This window comes from Devosia sp. GW821-FHT12F11 (assembly GCF_058806655.1).
On record NZ_JBXAPX010000007.1, the window covers coordinates 113,473 to 129,894 of the forward strand.

The following is a 16,422-nucleotide window of genomic DNA, read 5'->3' on the forward strand; positions in this document are numbered from 1 at the left end:
CTGAATTATGGGTGAGAACCCCGCCCCGGCGGGATGCCGCTGTTATGATGCCTCACAACTGATTCGGAGCGGATGGCCCGGTGATCGAGTTCTCCAATGTCGGCCTGCGCTATGGGCAGGGGCCTGAGATCCTCCGCGATCTCAATTTCCGCATCGAACCCGGCACGTTCCATTTTCTCACCGGCCCTTCCGGCTCGGGCAAGACCTCGCTGCTGAAGCTGCTGCTGCTGTCGCTGCGGCCAACCCGCGGACGGGTCACCCTGTTCGGCAAGGATACCTCCTCGCTCGATCAGGATGCGCTCCTGCAGATGCGCCGCCATATCGGCATCGTGTTCCAGGAATTCCGCCTGCTCGACCACCTCACCACCTTCGAGAACGTGGCGCTGCCGCTGCGCGTGCTCGGTGAACCCGAGGCGAGCTACCGCGCCAATGTCACCGAGCTGCTCGAATGGGTCGGCCTCGGCCAGCGCCTCGATGCGCTGCCGGCGGTGCTGTCGGGCGGCGAGAAACAGCGCGCCGCCATCGCCCGCGCGGTGATCGGCCGTCCCGACATCCTCCTCGCGGACGAGCCGACCGGCAACGTCGACCCCGAGCTGTCGCTACGGCTGGTGCGGCTGTTCGCCGAACTCAACAAGATGGGAACCACCATCATCCTCGCAACGCACGAACTGCCGCTGCTCGATGCCTTCCCCTTTCCGCGCATGATCCTCAACGAGGGGGAGATCGTCTTTGCCGATTGAGCTGAAGCTCCCCCGCTTCGCCGGGATCGAGAATCGCGAGCGCGCTGCCGCCATCGTGCCGGAACGCTCGGTGGCCGGCCGCACCCTGGTGCTGCTGATCGCCATCATGACGTTCCTGTCGGGCGTGACGCTGGGCGGCGTCGTGCTGGTGCAGAAATCCGCCATCGCCTGGTCCTCCGATGTCGGCCGCGAAATGACCATCCAGATCCGCCCGGTCGAGGGCGAGGTGATGGACTCGAACCTGCGCACCGCGGTGGCGCTGGCGGAAGCCACGCCCGGCGTCGCCTCAGCCCGCGCCCTGAGCCTCGAAGAGAGCCAGAAGCTGCTGGAGCCCTGGCTCGGCGCCGGCCTCGACCTTACCGCCATCGACATCCCTCGCCTCGTCGTCGTGCAGCTCGCCGACCCGGCCGAAGCCGATGTGGAAAAGCTGCAGCGCGACCTCGCTGCCGTGAAAGGCGCGAGCCTCGATACCCACGCCGCCTGGCGGCAGCAGCTCAACGTCATGGCCGGCACCATTGTCGCCTCGGGCCTGCTGGTGCTGGCGCTGATCGTGGTCGCCACCGTGCTCGCCATCATCTTCGCGACGCGCGGCACCATGGCGTCGAACCGCGAGATCGTCGACGTGCTGCACTTCATCGGCGCCTCGAACAGTTTCATCGCCGGCGAGTTCCAGGGCCGGTTCCTGACCATCGGCTTCCGTGGCGGGATCGTTGGCGGGCTCGCGGCACTGCTATTCTTCCTGCTGGTCGGCGTCGCCGCCGGCTCGATGGTGCCGCAGGAGGCCGGCCAGCAACTGGGCATCCTGTTCGGTCGCTTCGCGCTGGGCATCGACGGCATGTTCGGCATCCTCGCCGTGGTGCCGGTGATCGCCGCTCTGACCGCCATCACCTCGCGCATGACGGTGCGCCGCTTCCTGCAGAAGACGTCGTAGAGCATCGGGGCTCGACCCCCTCATCCGGCGCTACGCGCCACCTCCGGGCGAGGGCTACGCCCTCGTCCCGCGACCCCGACGGGGGGAAGAATGCGCTGTGGCTCGATCGGGGCACCGTTCCCGCGGTGAAGGCTGATTAGCCTTCACCGGACCCCGTCGGGGAGAGGGTGGATCGGCCGAAGGCCGAGACGGGTGAGGGGTGAGCCGGTAATTCCGCCTTGCGGCCACTGCGTTGCGCAGGCACCCTCCGGCGCAAAACGGGGAGGATCAACTTTGCTCGGCCAGGCGTTGCGCTCGCTGCTGTTCTACGCGGTGTTCTATCTGCAGACCGTAGTGCTGGCGATCGTCGTCGGCATCAGCGCAATCTGGGGCCGCACGCGGTTTGGCTGGACGCTGGCGCTCTACTGGATCCACTCGCACATCCTGGCATTGCGGCTCATCGCCGGCATCAAGACCGACGTCGAGGGAATCGAGAACATTCCCGATGGTCCCTGCATCATTGCCAGTAAGCACATGAGCGACTGGGACATCTTCGCACTTCTGCCCGGGGCGCGGCGCCCCGCCTTCATTGCCAAGAAGGAGCTGATGGACATCCCGTTCTTCGGCCAGGCGGCAATGGCCTTCGACACCATCCGCGTAGATCGCTCGAAAGGCGGCGACGCCATCCCGCTGATGCTCTCCGACGCCCGCCGCTCGCTCGCCAACGGCGCCCGCATCATCATCTTCCCCGAGGGGACGCGGAAGGCGCCGCTCGAGCCCTACGACTATCGCTACGGCGTGGTCCGGCTCTACCAGGGCCTGAACATCCCAGTGGTGCCGGTGGCGCTCAACTCCGGCCTGTTCTGGGGCCGCAACAGCCTGCTGCTCTGGCCCGGCACCGCCCGCGCCAGGTTTCTCCCCGCCATCCCGCCGGGCCTGCCGGTCGAGGAATTTCGCGGCCGCCTGATCGCGGCGATCGAGGGGGAAACCAACAAGCTGATCCTCGAGGCCTATGATGAGGGGCTCGACCGCCCGATCAGTCCCGAGCTGCGCGATCGGCTCGAGAAGCTGAAGCAAGGGATAGCGCCCGGCCCGCTTCAGACCACTACATCTTGACGGAATCAACGACGCAGCCCATAGGTGTAGACGTCACGCAGGGCGGTGCTTGACATTTAGCTCAAATTTGTTCTATATTCGTTCTCTTTCGCCGAGTATCGAAGGAGCCGGGGGTATGGTGCCGACACTCGATCGTACGCTGCTGCAGCACGCCACCGCGCATCCGGTGAACTGGCGCGGTCGCTCGGGGCGTTTCTATGCGCTGGAACCGCTGCGCTTCGACGATTTCAGCTTCAAGGCAGATGAACTCTACCTGATCGCGCTGGGCCCGCACGTCATGTGGGCGGGCGGTGCTGCCGACCTCGTCGAAGACCCGGTGAGCCGCGCCCGCTTCCGCCTCGCCATGGATTGCGCCGACCGCGTCTTCCACGTCGAAACCAGCGCCGATGCCATCGAGCGGCTCACCGTGGTGTGGGACCTCGAAGGCGCCGAACCGATCCTCGGGCTGAGCGCGGCCTGAGGACAACCGAGAGAGACGGCAGTCAGCCCTAAGCCCCTGCCACCACCGGCACATCCGTACCGTTCAGCACCGCCACCACCTCGTCGAGATAGCGGTCGACGATCCCGAGTTCATGCAGCTTCCGCGCTGTCTCCAGCACATATTCCGGGTTGGCGCCGGACTCCCCCACCCCGGCGCGCACGATCCGCACCTGCTCGGCAATAGCGAGCTTGCCGGCATATTGCAGGTGCCTTGTATCGGCGAGGAAGGCCAGAGACGGCACCAGGCCGCCATCGGCGAGTTCGATCTGCCGGGTCGCCTCGCGGTAGACGCCGCGATCCATCTCGCGCTCGCTGAGGTAGGCGTGTACCCCGCCCCACTCAGCATCGGCGACCTCGAACGCCATGCCGCGACAGGAGCCGCCCGGCATCAACCCGAACACCAGCCCCGGCTGCGCCTCGGTGCCGCGATGCCGGAATGAGTAGACGCAGAGGCGGCGGTGCACGCCGCGCAGCAGCGCCGGCATCTGCCGGATGAAGGCAAAGCCCGGCCGCCAGATCAAGGAGCCGTAGCCGAATACCCAATGCGTTGAATTCTGCTGCACGAAACGTCCACCCGCCTTGCCGCGGTCACGTTCCTACCGATACGGTCCGCGCCGCGCAATCGGTGCGCCGGAATGGGAGACCTGACGTTGCGGAAGTTCATGTGGCTCGCCATCGCGGTGGTCGTCGTGGTCGGGCTGTGGACCGCCGGCTGGCTCTGGGCCGCCGGTGAGGCAACGCGACAGGTCAAGCTCCTCAGCGAGGCCGATGGTGAGACCGCCCCGAAGCTGACTTGCGGCACCTTCGAGGTCTCCGGCTTCCCGTTCCGCTTCGACCTCGAGTGCCTCGACGCCACACTCGTCGACCAGGACATCACCGCAACCTTTGCCGGCCTCAAGGGCTCGGTGCTGGTCTATGCGCCCTCGCACCTGATCTTTTCGGCCAAGGCGCCGTTCAGCCTCGCCGACGCCTTCTCAGGCAGCCAGCGCCGGCTCGATTTCGGCGCCATGGAAGGCAGCCTCCGGCTCACCTCGACCGACCTGGTCCGCGGCCTCAGCGGTGAGGGCTGGCGCATCGCCCGCTTCTCGCTGGTGGCCGACGACCTGGTGCTCACCGATACCGTCGCCGGCGAGATCGTCGAAGCGCGCGCCAAGCACGCCGAAGCGCACCTGCTCGATGTCCCCGAGCTGCACGACAAGGCGGCAGGCACTGCGGCGCTCCGCGGCTACCTTTCGACCACGGCGCTGGGTCTGCCGGGGCTGCAGGTGGCGGCGGCCGACACCAGTGCCGAAGTCGAGCTCACCGGAGTGCCCGACGACCTTCGCGCCTTGGGCGAACCCGATGCGCTGCGCCGCTGGCAGGCCGCCGGCGGGGCGCTGACCCTCACCAAACTGGCCGGCAGCCAGCCACAGCCCGACGAGCGCTTCGAGATATCAGGGACGCTGAAGCTGAATGGCGGCGGCTACCCCGAGGGCGAGATCAACTACACCACCAAGGGCGTGCTCGATCGCTTTGCCCAATTCCTGCCGGTGATGCAGCTCGCCATGCTGCGCGGCGCCCCCAATGCCGATGGCAGCTTCCGCAACACCCTCACCATCACCGATGGCCAGGTAAAGCTGCTCGCCGTGCCCTTCGCGCAGTTGCTGCCGTTGTTCTGATTACTTAGCGCCAGCGGCCCTGGCAGGCGACCTGCCCGAGCATCGTACCTGCGGCTCCACCCCCTCCCGTCCTCCCCCATCAAGGGGGAGGTGCCGGTCCGGTGGATTAGGCTTGATCGTGCCTCCCCCACTGCACGGCACCTCCCCCCTTGTGGGGGAGGTTGGGAGGGGGGTGGGCCAGGAGCACAGACCTCGGGAACGACCCACGATCGCTTCGCGATCAGGCGTCCTCGCCGCCGCCATGCTCGCGCACGGTGACTGCGGGGATGTCGGCCGGCTGCACCACGGCTTCCGGCGTGCCGTGCGGGCGGCCGAAATCGGGCGCCGCGGTTTCCTGGCCGGCGGTGATGATCGAGCGGCGGATGGCGCGGGTGCGGGTGAACAGCGCCTGCATGCCCTCACCGTCACCGACGCGGACCATGCGCTGCAGGCTAGACAGGTCCTCGAGGAAGCGCCCGAGCATTTCCAGCACCGCCTCGCGGTTGGTGAGGAACACGTCGCGCCACATCACCGGGTCACTGGCGGCAATACGAGTGAAATCCCTGAATCCCGAGGCCGAGAACTTGATCACCTCTGATTGCGTTGCCGCTTCGAGATCTGCGACCGTGCCGACGATATTGTAGGCGATGAGGTGCGGCACGTGGCTGGTGATCGCCAGCACCAGGTCATGGTGCGCGGCATCCATTACCTCGACGTTCGAGCCGAGCGCCCCCCAGAACGACACCAGCCGGTCGACCGCCACCGGGTCCACCTCCGGCTTCGGCGTCAGCACGCACCAGCGCCCGACGAACAGGTCGGGGAAACCGGCCGACGGGCCGGAATGCTCGGTGCCGGCAATCGGATGGCCGGGGATGAAATGCACGCCCGCGGGAACCATCGGCTCCAGCGCCTTCATCACCTGGCCCTTCACCGAGCCCACGTCCGAGAGGATGGCGCCTGGCGCCAGGCGCCCGCCGATCTGCCTCATCACATCGGCATAGACGCCGACCGGAGTGCAGAGGATGACGAGGTCGGCGCCCTCCACCGCCTCGGCGGCGTCGAGCGTATAGATGTCACCCAGCCCCAGCGCCCGCGCCTCTTCGAGCGTCGCCGACTTGCGCGTGGTGATGGCGATGGTTTTCGCGAGACCCTTGAGCTTCACTGCCCGGGCGATGGAGGAGCCGATCAGGCCGATGCCGATAAGCGTCAGTTTTTCGAACATCAGTTGCTTGCCCCCGGCGCCCCGAACGCCTTCAGAATTTCGACCACGGCGCGCATGTGCTCCTCGAGCCCGATCGAGATGCGCAGACCCTCGGGTATGCCATAGCCATGCATTTCGCGCACCAGGAGGCCCTTGTCGCGCAGCGCGGCGAACGCCGCCTTCGCCGTCGCCACATCCTCGAACAGCGCCAGGATGAAGTTGCCCTGGCTTGGCGGCACCAGGATGGCGTTCGACTGGAGCGCCTCGGTGAGCCAGCTGCGCCAGCGTGCATTGTGCTCTCGTAGCTTTGCGGTGAACTCGACATCGCGCGCCGCGGCGGCGGCCGCCGCCTGGCCCGACAGCGACACGTTGAACGGCCCGCGGATGCGGTTCACCGCGTCGACCACGTGGTCGGGCCCATACATCCAGCCCACCCGCTCGCCGGCAATGCCCATCTTCGAGAAGGTGCGCACCATCACCACATTGTCCGAGCCATTCACCAGCTCGATGCCTTCAGAGTAGTCCTCGGCGGTGACATATTCCGCATAGGCGCTGTCGAGTACCAACAGGATGTCGGACCTCAGCCCGCGCTGCAGCCGCTCGACCTCTGCCGCCGGCAGGTACGTGCCGGTCGGGTTGTTCGGGTTGGCGAGGAACAGCATCCGGGTGCGCGGCGTCACGGCGGCAAGCAGCGCGTCGACATCAGCCCGATAGCCCGTCTCGGGCACCATGATGATCTCGGCCGAGGCGCTGCGGGTGATGATCGGGTAGACGTTGAAGCCATACTGGCTCATCACCGCCTCATCGCCCTCGCCGAGATAGACCTGCGCGAGGAGGTGGAGGATATCATCCGAGCCGAAGCCGCAGACGATCCGCTCCGGCGCCAGCCCATGCACCTCGCCCAGCGCGACGCGCAGATCGCGCGAAGACCCCTCCGGATAGATCTCGATGCGGCCGGCCGCGTCCCGCACCGCTTCGATCGCCCTGGGGCTGGCGCCCAAAGGCGACTCGTTGGCCGAGAGCTTCACCAGCTTGACGCCATCAGGCGTGTCGGAGCGGCCCGGGACATAGGGCGCGATCTTCAGGATGCCGGGCTGCGGGACGGGGCGTTTGGGCGTGTCGGTCATGTCTGAGGGGGAAGCCGGGTCAAAAATCGGCCGGACCATAGGGGATGGCGCCCACGCTTGCAAAGGAATCCCGGCCCCAGCTGCCCCGACATCTGCTAGGGTGGGGCCGCGGCGTGCTTGTCGAGACGGAGGAGGATCCGATGACGGCAATGAACATCGTGCATATGCGGGTGAAGCCCGGTCGCGAGGAGGAGTTCATCGCCCTCCACCGCGACATCGACAGCTCCGACATGGCGGGCCTGCGCAATTTCTGGGTGGTGAGAACCGGCGAGCGTGATTTCTGCGTCGTCGGCGACTGGGGCGAGATGAGCAATCTGGTGCAGGCCCGCCCCCAGATGATCGCCATGCTCGACCGTTTCCGCTCCTTGCTCGAGGATCTTGGCGGCGGCCGCGGCGTCACCGAGCCCTGGTCGGGCGAGGTCGCGGTGCATTTGAGGCCGGAAATGAACGTCGAGAGCGCGCTCTAGGGCGGCGAAAATTCGGCTCGTCAGCGCTCTCGCGGCAGCTTCATCGCCGCCTGCGGGGCCAGTGCCGGCACCTTGATCAGCCGCTCGGCTTTCTTCCGCCGCGGTACCGCCGGGAACAGCTCCTTGCGGGCCAGCACGCAATGGACGCCCGCAAAGGTCGGCCCGAACATCCTGCCGGCACGCTCGAAGAAGCGCGTCGATTTGAGCACCAGAGAATGCTGCGACGGCGGCACGTAAAGCGCATCGCGCCACTGCTCGGGCACGAAGCTATGGTCGCGCAGCAGGCGTTCCAGTTGCCCGCGCGAGAACGGATGCCCATCACCGAACGGCGTCGTGTCGATCGACGACCAGGTGCCGCGGCGCTTCGGCACCACGACGATCAGCCGCGCATTGGGGGCGGAAACCCGCCACAGCTCACGCATCAGCTCTTCGGTGTCGCTGACATGCTCAAACGCATGCACCGCGATGATCAGGTCGACAGCAGCGTCGGTGAGCGGCAGTTCCAGCGGATCGCAGAGCACGGTGTGCGACGGGCCCTCGCGCGGCCAGGCTGAAGCCCCCTGGCGGGCCGGCATGGCGGCGATCACCCGCTCGGCCTTTTCCAGCGTGAAGCGCATATAGGGCGTGGCAAACCCCAGCCCCAGCACCCGCAACCCGCGTACGTTGCCGGCAAAGCGCAGCACCTCCTCGCGCAGCAGGGCGCGGGAAATCTTTCCCAGGGGCGACTTGTAGAAGCCGATCAGCCGCTCGACGTGAGAGGTCATGGCATTGTCCGAAAACGTTCTTTAGTTTCTGTCATGCTTCGCCGCCGCATGCCACCCACGCGGCGCGCCCGACCCGGAGACTCCGCCACGTGCCCCTGCTGATCGACGTCTTTCTCTGCCGTTCCGACAATTTCGGCTACCTCGTCCACGATGTCGCCAGCGGCCGCACCGCCGCGATCGACGCGCCGGACGCCAAGGCCATCAAGGAAGCGCTGCAGCGCCGTGGCTGGAAACTGACCGACCTGTTCATCACCCACCACCACACCGACCACGTCGAGGGCATTCCGGCCCTCAAGCGTGAATATGGGGTGCGCGTCGTCGGGCCCAAGGCCGAAGCGTCGAAGATCCTCGGGCTCGAAGTGCTGGTCTCGGCCAGCGATACTGTGTCGCTCGGCGAAACCGACTTCATCGTCATCGAGACCCCGGGCCACACGCTCGGACACATCGTCTACTACGACCCGTCCGGCCGGCACCTGTTCTCCGCCGATGCGCTGTTCTCGCTCGGCGTCGGCCGGATGTTCGAGGGCAAACCCGGCCCGATGTGGAACGGCCTCGAAGAGTTGCGCGCCCTGCCCGACGATACGCTGGTCTATCCGGGCCACGAATACACCGCCTCGAACGCCGCCTTTGCGCTGAGCGTCGACCCGAAGAACCCGGCGCTCAACATCCGCGCCGCCGAAGTCAAGCGCATGGTCGAGGCCGGCAAGTACACCATCCCGGTGACGCTCGGGCTCGAAAAGGCCAGCAACCCGTTCCTGCGCGCTGACCAGCCGGTGCTGGCCAAAGCCATGGGGCTTGCCGCCGATACGGAACCGGCCAAGGTGTTCGCCGCTTTACGCAAGGCGAAGGACGAATTCAAAGGGTAAGGGATGCCCGACAAGCTGGCCTTCAAGCCGGTGACCAGAGCGACCGCCAGGGATTTCGAAGCCCTGTTTGCCGGCCCGGGCGGGCCAAAGCCCTGCTGGTGCATGACCTGGCGCGCCACGCCTCAGGAGATCAAGGACAACAAGGGGCCTGCACGGCGCCAGCAGATCCTCGGCCGCATTGCGGACGGCGTGCCGGTCGGTCTCCTCGGCTATGCCGACGGCGAGCCGGTCGCCTGGGTATCGGTCGCGCCCCGCGACACCTTCCGCAATCTCGGCGGCCCCGACGACGAGCCCGGCGAGCATGTCTGGTCGCTCACCTGCATGTATGTCCGCCGGCAGGTCCGGGGCGAAGGGCTCGGCCGGCAGCTGATCGCCGCCGCCATCGCCCACGCGAGAGAGCACAAAGCCGATGTTCTGGAGGCCTACCCCGTCGCGCCCTCTTCTCCGAGCTATCGCTTCATGGGGTTTGTCCCGGCCTTCGCGGGGTTGGGCTTCGTCGAAATAGGGAAAGCCGGTACCCGCCGGCATGTGATGCGGTTAACCCTTTCTTGATGAAACGCGGGAAACCGCCGACGAAACATTGCAACCTCACCCGGTCATGGCGACGTTACTCCCATGGTCCGCGAAGGCTGCCTCGCCAGGCAGTCATCCCGGACCGGCACCAGGTCCGAGGCGATGGACGACAAGGGGACGGCAAAGCAGGTCTTCACGCTGCCGGCGGTGCAGGAGGCACCGCGTGAGCTGCTGATGCTCGTGCACGCCCCCGCCCATGCCGATTTCCTCAGCCAGCTGATCGCCGCCCGCCAGCATCTGCCTGCACAGCGCGAGCGTCGCCGCGCCCCGGTCGGGCAGGCGGTCGACGCCTATGCCAATGGCAGCAAGATCACGGTCCGGCGCATGCCTGCCGGCTATCGCAAGACCATCGTTACCTGAGCCGTTGGCCGCCTGACCGTTCCACATTCGCGGTGTCACCCCGGCGAAGGCCGGAGCCCATCCTGAGATGCCGAAATGATCCTTGGCCCATCCCAAGGCACCGCCTGCAACACCCCTGCCATGGGCCCGCCACATCCTACCGGCGTCATCCCCGCGAAGGCGGGGACCCAGTGCGATCTCTCAGCCTCCACCGGCGCCGCAGCATCCCACTGGGTTCCCGCCTTCGCGGGAATGACGCCGGCGGGTGGGCACGGCAATAGCTTAGCGCCTATGGGCTTCGCCGGGATGACACACCGTGGTTGAGGGCGCTTTTGATGCTGGCGGCCTCAGCCGCCCATGGTCACGTCGCGGCCGGCGCCGGTGATCGAGACAGTGAAGCCCGCCACCACGTCGACGATCGCCATCATCATCAGGATGAAGAACACCGAGCTGGCTGCCGCCCCGACAAGCAGGAACTCGACGAGGAAGATCACGAACACCACCACCGAGAGCATGTGCTCGATCACCGAGTTGCGCCCGGTATTGGTGGATTTCAGCACCTCGAAGAACAGGCAGACGAGGCCCACCACGAGGATCAGGTCGCCGGCGGTCAGCGACCACGGCACGCCCGAGACCATCGGAATGGTCAGCAGTTGCTGGCTCCAGCCGGCCGGGTTGCCGCCCATGAACAGAAAGGCAAAGAAGTTGTAGGCAATCAGCGGGATCAGCAGCAGCGGGGGAATGAAGGCGCCGTTGCGCGAAGCGCGGCCACCCTGGGGGATGAATACCGTATTGTCGGACATGGCGCGTTCTCTGCTCGGTTAGTGCGGGGCACAATGCCAAAGCCGGGCCGCCCCCGCCAGCCCCGCCGTGCGCTTTCGCACTGATGCCCTAGGAAGGGTGAACTCTGGGATACCTAAATCAGTTGAGGGCACCAGCCTTACCTCACCCACCGTGTCACCCCGTGAAGGGGGAAGCTCAGTGCCAATCGCGGAGTGCGATGCAACGAAGAGCCCTGCTCCAGACAGATCAGAGCTTGAGCGGGCCGACCATCTGCTCGGGCTTCACTTCGGCGTCGAATTCCTCGCCGGTGAGCAGCCCCAGCTCGATGGCGCTTTCGCGCAGCGTCGAGCGCTTCTTGTGGGCGTGCTTGGCGATCTTGGCCGCATTGTCGTAGCCGATCTTGCGGTTGAGCGCCGTCACCAGCATCAGCGACTGATCGACCAACTGCTTGATCCGGTCGCGATCCGGCTCGATCCCCACCGCGCAGTGGTCGTTGAAGCTCTTGGCCGCATCGGCCAGCAACCGCACCGACTGCAGGAAGTTGTAGGCGATTACCGGCTTGAACACGTTGAGCTCGAAATTGCCCTGGCTCGCCGCAATGCCGATCGCCGTGTCGTTGCCCATCACTTGCACCGCGACCATGGTGGTCGCCTCGGCCTGCGTCGGGTTGACCTTGCCCGGCATGATAGACGAGCCCGGCTCGTTCTCCGGAATGGTGATTTCGCCCAGGCCCGAGCGCGGACCGGAGGCCAGCCAGCGCACGTCGTTGGCGATCTTCATCAGCGCCACGGCCAGCTGCTTCAGGGCGCCGGACGAACCGACGAACGCATCGTGCCCGGCCATCACGGCGAACTTGTTCGGTGCGGTGACGAAGGGCTGCCCGGTGAGCGTCGCGATCTCCGCCGCGACCGTCTCGCCGTATTTCGGATGCGCGTTGAGCCCGGTGCCGACGGCCGTGCCGCCCAGCGCCAGCTCATAGAGCTGCGGCAGCGTGGCGCGGATCGCCTTCAGCGCCAGGTCGAGCTGCGCCACCCAGCCGGAAATCTCCTGGCCGAGCGTCAGCGGCGTCGCATCCTGCAAATGGGTGCGGCCGATCTTCACCACGCCCATGAACTCGGTCGCCTTGGCGTCGAGCGTGTTGCGCAGCAGCATGACCCGGTCGACCAGGTAGTTCTCGATCGCTTCGACCGCGGCGATGTGCATCGCCGTCGGATAGGTGTCGTTCGACGACTGGCTCATGTTGACGTGGTCGTTCGGGTGCACCGGCTTCTTGGAGCCCATCACGCCGCCGGCCATCTCGATGGCGCGGTTCGAGATCACCTCGTTGACATTCATGTTCGACTGGGTGCCCGAGCCGGTCTGCCACACCACCAGCGGGAAGTGTTCGGCGAGCTTGCCGGCGATCACCTCGTCGGCCGCCGCGACCACCAGGTCGCGCGTCGCCTGGTCCATGAGCCCCAGCTTGTGGTTGGCGAGCGCCGCTGCCTTCTTGAGGATGCCGAAGGCCCGGATGATCTCAGCCGGCATCTTCTCGCCGCCGATGTCGAAGTTGGCCAGCGAGCGGGCGGTCTGCGCCCCGTAGTACTTTTCCGACGGCACGTTGATCGTGCCCATGGAATCCGATTCGACGCGCATGGCCATAGCCGGAAAAACCTCTGGAACAAATGAAAACGGCCGGCTCCCTGATCTGGGAGCCGGCCGGGAATATCTATCGTTTGGTGCGCAAGGGAGCGCCGGCCCGAAGGCTTACGAGCTCTTGGGCTGCAGAATCTGCCGGCCGCGATACATGCCGGTCTTCAGATCGACGTGGTGCGGACGACGCAGCTCACCCGAATCCTTGTCTTCGACATAGGCCGGGGTGGCCAGCGCATCGGCGGAGCGGCGGAACCCGCGCTTCATCGGCGAGGTCTTGCGCTTTGGCACTGCCATGGTTGTTACTCCTGGTTCAATAGCGTTTCGCCGAAGGCGTTCCGGCGTCTAACAGACAGGGTCTGTCGGGAATTGGGGGCGTCTATAGAGCACAATCGCGCGGATGGGAAGGGGCGAAATTGGCCCAGTTGCGGGTTTCCGGCGCAGTTCCTGCATCGGCGCAAATCCGCTACAAGCGCTCGACCCTGCCGGACGCCTCGACCGTGATCTACTCCTTCCCAGACGAACTCGCCAGCACCGCCGCCGATATCGAACAGGCGCTCGACGCCTTGCTCGCCGCCCCTGCCCTTTCCGGCCCCGGAATTCCTCCCGATCGGCTCATCGCCGCGATGCGCCACGGCAGCCTCAGCGGCGGCAAGCGCCTCAGGCCCCTGCTGGTCCGGCAGGCCGCCGGCGTCTTCGGTATCGCGCCTGCCGCCACCGCCACCGCCGGCCTCGCCGTCGAGATGATCCACTGCTACTCGCTGGTGCATGACGACCTCCCGGCGATGGACGACGACGACCTGCGCCGCGGCCAGCCCACCGTCCACAAGGCCTATGACGACGCCACCGCCATCCTCGCCGGTGATGCGCTGTTGACCCACGCCTTCGCGCTGCTCGCCGATGAAGCCGCGCATCCCGATTCCGCCATTCGTGTTCGCCTCGTTGCCGAGCTCGCGACCGGCGCCGGAGCCGGCGGCATGGTCGGCGGCCAGATGCGCGATATCGAGGGCGAGACGAGTTTTCTCACCGAGCGCGCCATTGCCCAGATGCAGGCGATGAAGACCGGTGCGCTGATCCGCGCCGCCGTCCGTATCGGCGCCATCCTCGGTGGCGCCTCCGATACGGACCTCGCGCATCTCACCAGCTACGCCGAGGCCGCCGGCCGGGCCTTCCAGCTCGCTGACGACATCCTCGACGTCACCGCCTCGGCCGAAACGCTCGGCAAGGCCACCGGCAAGGACGCCGAGGCCGGCAAGCAAACCATCGTCGCCCGCATCGGCGTCGAAGCCGCCCAGCGCCAGCTCGCCGAGGTCATCCACAACGCACTCACCGCGCTGCTCCCCTTCGACCACCGCGCCGACGGCCTCCGCGCCACCGCCCGGTTCTTCGCCGAACGGCAGAGCTAGCGGGCTGACGGCCCAAGCTGGTGGCAGCCGACGCCCACCTTTGATCCTCCCCGCAGACGCGAGAGCCACGATGCCGGTGTGAGGGTCTCCCTCCCCCTTGCGGGGAGGAGGGGTGCGGGTCAGCCCGCACCGGCTTCGGAGGCTCTCTCCCGCCCCTCGAACCCATAGGCCCGCTGCACCAGTGCGATGCGGATCTGGTAGCCGGTGTACCATTCGGCCTGCCCGCGCCGCTGCGCCTCGGTGTGTTCGGCCACGGCCTTCCAGTTGCGTATGCTCTCTTCGTCGGTCCAGAACGAGTTGAGGATGCCGAAGCCGCTGGCATCGCGGCAGCTTTCGAAGCCGAGAAAGCCCGGCTGCCGGCGCGCCAGCTCGAGCATCGCGGCGCCCATCTCGTGGTGCCCATGGTCGCCTGGCGTCCGCTGTGAGGCGAAGCTGACCATGTAGTAGGGCGGCTCGGGCAGGTTCGGGCTCTGCATGGCTGGCCTTCGGCGCGATTCTGATGCCGGGAGCATAACAAGCCGGCGCCGGTCGCCCTACTGCTGCCTGAGGTTACCCGTCAGCCACAGCACGATGAGCAGCACGGCCAGCACCCCGAGCCACAGCCAGCGCCGCCGCGCCGCTTCGCCGGTGAACAGCCAGTTGCGCAGCCGGCTCATTCCGCGGCGGTCTTCTCGGCCGTGCCGAAACGCTTTTCGATATAGTCGGCGACCATCACCTTGAACTGCTCGGCGACGTCAGCGCCGCGCAGCGTCGCGACCTTCTGGCCATCGACGAACACCGGCGCCGCCGGGGTTTCGCCGGTGCCGGGGAGCGAGATGCCGATATTGGCGTGCTTGCTCTCCCCCGGGCCGTTGACGATGCAGCCCATCACGGCCACCGACAGGCTTTCGACGCCCGGATAGCGTTCCTTCCACTCCGGCATCGAAGCGCTCAGGTGATCCTGGATTTCCTTGGCCAGCACCTGGAAGGTCTGGCTCGTGGTGCGCCCGCACCCCGGGCAGGCCGCCACCACCGGCAGGAACTGCCGGAAGCCCATGGTCTGCAGCAACTCCTGCGCCACCCGCACTTCCTGCGTGCGGTCGCCGCCCGGCTCCGGCGTCAGCGATACGCGAATGGTGTCGCCGATGCCCTGCTGCAAGAGGATCCCCATCGCCGCCGACGAGGCGACAATGCCCTTCGAGCCCATGCCGGCCTCGGTCAGCCCCAGATGCAGCGCATAGTCGCAGCGCGCCCCGAGGTCCTGATAGACCGCGATCAGGTGCTGAACGTCCGAAACCTTGGTCGAGAGGATGATCTTGTCGCGCCCGAGCCCAAGCTCCTCGGCCCGTTGCGCTGAGAGCAGCGCCGACTGGATGATCGCCTCGCGCTGTACCGCGGCCGCTGAAACCGGCGTCGCCGAAGCCGAGTTCTCGTCCATCAGCCGGGTCAGCAGCTCTTCGTCGAGCGACCCCCAGTTCACCCCGATCCGCACCGGCTTGTCGTATTTCATCGCCAGTTCGATCAGCGTCGCGAACTGCGTGTCGCGCTTGGCCTTAAAGCCGACATTGCCCGGGTTGATGCGGTACTTGGCCAGCGCCTCGGCGGCCGCCGGATGATCGGTCAGCAGCTTATGGCCGATATAGTGGAAATCGCCGACGATCGGCACGTTGACGCCGCGTGCCGCCAGCCGGTCGCGGATATGCGGCACCGCCGCCGCCGCCTCGTCGCGATCGACAGTGACGCGGACGATCTCCGAGCCGGCACGCCATAGCTGCGCCACCTGGCGCACCGTCGCCTCGATATCGGCGGTATCGGTATTGGTCATCGACTGGACGACGATCGGTGCGCCGCCGCCCACCATCACGCCACCGACATTGACGCCGACCGAGTGCCGGCGGGGAGAAATGCTCATCGAAAACCCCTGGAGCGCTTCAGCAGGAGCTGGAGACTCTTCCAGCTCGAAAGCGCGACAGTCATGGACTTGTCGCCTCAGCAAATAGGCCTTTGAGGTTGAGGGCGCAATGTTACGATTGCGTGACCGATTGAAGCGAGCCGCCCATGACCTTCCAAGCCTATCTCGACAATATCGAGAAGCAGACCGGCGTCACGCCGGACCAGTGGATCCACCTCGCCACCGCAAAAGGCTTTACCAAAGCCGGGACAAAAGCCACCCAGATTACCGACTGGCTGAAGGCCGACTACCAGCTCGGTCACGGCCACGCCATGGCGATCGTCAAGCTGCTGAAGGATCGCGGCGGACTGAAATAGCCGGCCAGTCGCGGCGTCGACGCTGCGTCCAAGGGGCGATTTGACTTCGCGCCGGCTTTGGCCATGATGGCGCCCATGAACAGGTTCTCCGCAACAGCTTGCCCCATAGGAAGTCGCCTCAGCCGGGCAGGCTG

Annotated in this window: 21 protein-coding genes; 11 read left to right on the forward strand and 10 right to left on the reverse strand. The window is 66.5% G+C overall.

The annotated features are described in order from the left end of the window. Nucleotides 1-80: 80 nt before the first annotated feature. The 4 genes from ftsE to AC1ROK_RS20290 all read left to right on the forward strand — a co-directional run bounded on the left by ftsE (nucleotide 81) and on the right by AC1ROK_RS20290 (nucleotide 3,226). Complete coding sequence (gene ftsE / locus AC1ROK_RS20275; RefSeq protein WP_055046533.1) at nucleotides 81-740, forward strand: cell division ATP-binding protein FtsE; 660 nt, start codon at nucleotides 81-83, stop codon at nucleotides 738-740. After that, nucleotides 730-1,671, forward strand: a complete 942-nt coding sequence (locus tag AC1ROK_RS20280; RefSeq protein ID WP_492850255.1) for a cell division protein FtsX — start codon at nucleotides 730-732, stop codon at nucleotides 1,669-1,671. Before ftsE ends, AC1ROK_RS20280 begins: the two co-directional genes overlap by 11 nt. Nucleotides 1,672-1,944: 273 nt before the next feature. Next, nucleotides 1,945-2,766, forward strand: coding sequence for a lysophospholipid acyltransferase family protein (locus AC1ROK_RS20285; protein ID WP_492850257.1), 822 nt, complete (start codon nucleotides 1,945-1,947; stop codon nucleotides 2,764-2,766). Between the two features lie 115 nt (nucleotides 2,767-2,881). Continuing rightward, entirely contained in the window at nucleotides 2,882-3,226 is a 345-nt protein-coding gene (locus tag AC1ROK_RS20290) for a hypothetical protein (protein WP_492850259.1), read from the forward strand. A gap of 28 nt (nucleotides 3,227-3,254) precedes the next feature. Here the strand turns inward: AC1ROK_RS20290 and AC1ROK_RS20295 are convergent, their stop codons facing one another. Further along, nucleotides 3,255-3,809 carry a gamma-glutamylcyclotransferase gene (locus AC1ROK_RS20295; RefSeq protein WP_492850261.1) on the reverse strand — a complete coding sequence of 185 codons (555 nt, stop codon included), beginning with the start codon at nucleotides 3,807-3,809 and terminating at the stop codon, nucleotides 3,255-3,257. Between the two features lie 87 nt (nucleotides 3,810-3,896). Between AC1ROK_RS20295 and AC1ROK_RS20300 the strand changes: the two genes are divergently transcribed. Then, nucleotides 3,897-4,904: a DUF2125 domain-containing protein gene (locus tag AC1ROK_RS20300; RefSeq protein WP_492850263.1), complete on the forward strand. Its 1,008-nt coding sequence runs from the start codon at nucleotides 3,897-3,899 to the stop codon at nucleotides 4,902-4,904. 220 nt (nucleotides 4,905-5,124) lie between these two features. Here AC1ROK_RS20300 and AC1ROK_RS20305 read toward each other — a convergent pair whose 3' ends face one another. Then, nucleotides 5,125-6,105 (reverse strand): prephenate/arogenate dehydrogenase family protein, encoded by a 981-nt coding sequence (locus AC1ROK_RS20305; RefSeq protein WP_492850265.1) that lies wholly within the window; start codon nucleotides 6,103-6,105, stop codon nucleotides 5,125-5,127. Next, on the reverse strand, nucleotides 6,105-7,211 hold the full coding sequence (locus tag AC1ROK_RS20310) for a pyridoxal phosphate-dependent aminotransferase (RefSeq protein ID WP_492850267.1): 1,107 nt from the start codon (nucleotides 7,209-7,211) through the stop codon (nucleotides 6,105-6,107). Before AC1ROK_RS20310 ends, AC1ROK_RS20305 begins: the two co-directional genes overlap by 1 nt. Nucleotides 7,212-7,351: 140 nt before the next feature. Between AC1ROK_RS20310 and AC1ROK_RS20315 the strand changes: the two genes are divergently transcribed. Next, nucleotides 7,352-7,678 (forward strand): DUF718 domain-containing protein, encoded by a 327-nt coding sequence (locus tag AC1ROK_RS20315; RefSeq protein WP_492850269.1) that lies wholly within the window; start codon nucleotides 7,352-7,354, stop codon nucleotides 7,676-7,678. Nucleotides 7,679-7,698: 20 nt separating this feature from the next. On the opposite strand, the gene AC1ROK_RS20320 is transcribed toward AC1ROK_RS20315, so the two are convergent. Continuing rightward, nucleotides 7,699-8,442, reverse strand: a complete 744-nt coding sequence (locus AC1ROK_RS20320; protein ID WP_492850271.1) for a class I SAM-dependent methyltransferase — start codon at nucleotides 8,440-8,442, stop codon at nucleotides 7,699-7,701. A gap of 89 nt (nucleotides 8,443-8,531) precedes the next feature. Between AC1ROK_RS20320 and gloB the strand changes: the two genes are divergently transcribed. The 3 genes from gloB to AC1ROK_RS20335 all read left to right on the forward strand — a co-directional run bounded on the left by gloB (nucleotide 8,532) and on the right by AC1ROK_RS20335 (nucleotide 10,241). After that, the gene (gloB, locus tag AC1ROK_RS20325) at nucleotides 8,532-9,308 is read left to right on the forward strand and encodes a hydroxyacylglutathione hydrolase (protein WP_492850273.1); all 777 of its coding nucleotides are present in this window, start codon (nucleotides 8,532-8,534) and stop codon (nucleotides 9,306-9,308) included. A 3-nt stretch (nucleotides 9,309-9,311) separates the two neighbouring features. Then, nucleotides 9,312-9,860 carry a GNAT family N-acetyltransferase gene (locus tag AC1ROK_RS20330; RefSeq protein WP_492850275.1) on the forward strand — a complete coding sequence of 183 codons (549 nt, stop codon included), beginning with the start codon at nucleotides 9,312-9,314 and terminating at the stop codon, nucleotides 9,858-9,860. Between the two features lie 63 nt (nucleotides 9,861-9,923). After that, nucleotides 9,924-10,241, forward strand: coding sequence for a hypothetical protein (locus AC1ROK_RS20335; protein WP_492850277.1), 318 nt, complete (start codon nucleotides 9,924-9,926; stop codon nucleotides 10,239-10,241). Nucleotides 10,242-10,567: 326 nt separating this feature from the next. Here AC1ROK_RS20335 and AC1ROK_RS20340 read toward each other — a convergent pair whose 3' ends face one another. From AC1ROK_RS20340 to rpmF, 3 genes are all read right to left on the reverse strand, one after another. After that, on the reverse strand, nucleotides 10,568-11,023 hold the full coding sequence (locus tag AC1ROK_RS20340) for a hypothetical protein (RefSeq protein ID WP_492850279.1): 456 nt from the start codon (nucleotides 11,021-11,023) through the stop codon (nucleotides 10,568-10,570). Between the two features lie 226 nt (nucleotides 11,024-11,249). Further along, entirely contained in the window at nucleotides 11,250-12,644 is a 1,395-nt protein-coding gene (gene fumC / locus AC1ROK_RS20345; protein ID WP_492850281.1) for a class II fumarate hydratase, read from the reverse strand. Between the two features lie 105 nt (nucleotides 12,645-12,749). After that, nucleotides 12,750-12,932: a 50S ribosomal protein L32 gene (rpmF, locus tag AC1ROK_RS20350; protein ID WP_055886755.1), complete on the reverse strand. Its 183-nt coding sequence runs from the start codon at nucleotides 12,930-12,932 to the stop codon at nucleotides 12,750-12,752. 203 nt (nucleotides 12,933-13,135) lie between these two features. Here rpmF and AC1ROK_RS20355 point away from each other — a divergent pair, with 203 nt between their 5' ends. Continuing rightward, the gene (locus tag AC1ROK_RS20355) at nucleotides 13,136-14,041 is read left to right on the forward strand and encodes a polyprenyl synthetase family protein (RefSeq protein ID WP_492850676.1); all 906 of its coding nucleotides are present in this window, start codon (nucleotides 13,136-13,138) and stop codon (nucleotides 14,039-14,041) included. 119 nt (nucleotides 14,042-14,160) lie between these two features. Here the strand turns inward: AC1ROK_RS20355 and AC1ROK_RS20360 are convergent, their stop codons facing one another. From AC1ROK_RS20360 to ispG, 3 genes are read right to left on the reverse strand one after another with little or no spacing between them, the layout of a single operon-like run. Further along, nucleotides 14,161-14,517 carry an antibiotic biosynthesis monooxygenase family protein gene (locus AC1ROK_RS20360; RefSeq protein WP_492850283.1) on the reverse strand — a complete coding sequence of 119 codons (357 nt, stop codon included), beginning with the start codon at nucleotides 14,515-14,517 and terminating at the stop codon, nucleotides 14,161-14,163. Between the two features lie 57 nt (nucleotides 14,518-14,574). Beyond that, nucleotides 14,575-14,697 (reverse strand): hypothetical protein, encoded by a 123-nt coding sequence (locus AC1ROK_RS20365; RefSeq protein WP_492850285.1) that lies wholly within the window; start codon nucleotides 14,695-14,697, stop codon nucleotides 14,575-14,577. Then, nucleotides 14,694-15,932 (reverse strand): flavodoxin-dependent (E)-4-hydroxy-3-methylbut-2-enyl-diphosphate synthase, encoded by a 1,239-nt coding sequence (gene ispG, locus AC1ROK_RS20370; protein WP_492850287.1) that lies wholly within the window; start codon nucleotides 15,930-15,932, stop codon nucleotides 14,694-14,696. Before ispG ends, AC1ROK_RS20365 begins: the two co-directional genes overlap by 4 nt. 146 nt (nucleotides 15,933-16,078) lie before the next feature. Between ispG and AC1ROK_RS20375 the strand changes: the two genes are divergently transcribed. After that, entirely contained in the window at nucleotides 16,079-16,288 is a 210-nt protein-coding gene (locus AC1ROK_RS20375) for a DUF4287 domain-containing protein (protein WP_492850289.1), read from the forward strand. The last annotated feature ends 134 nt before the right edge of the window (nucleotides 16,289-16,422 follow it).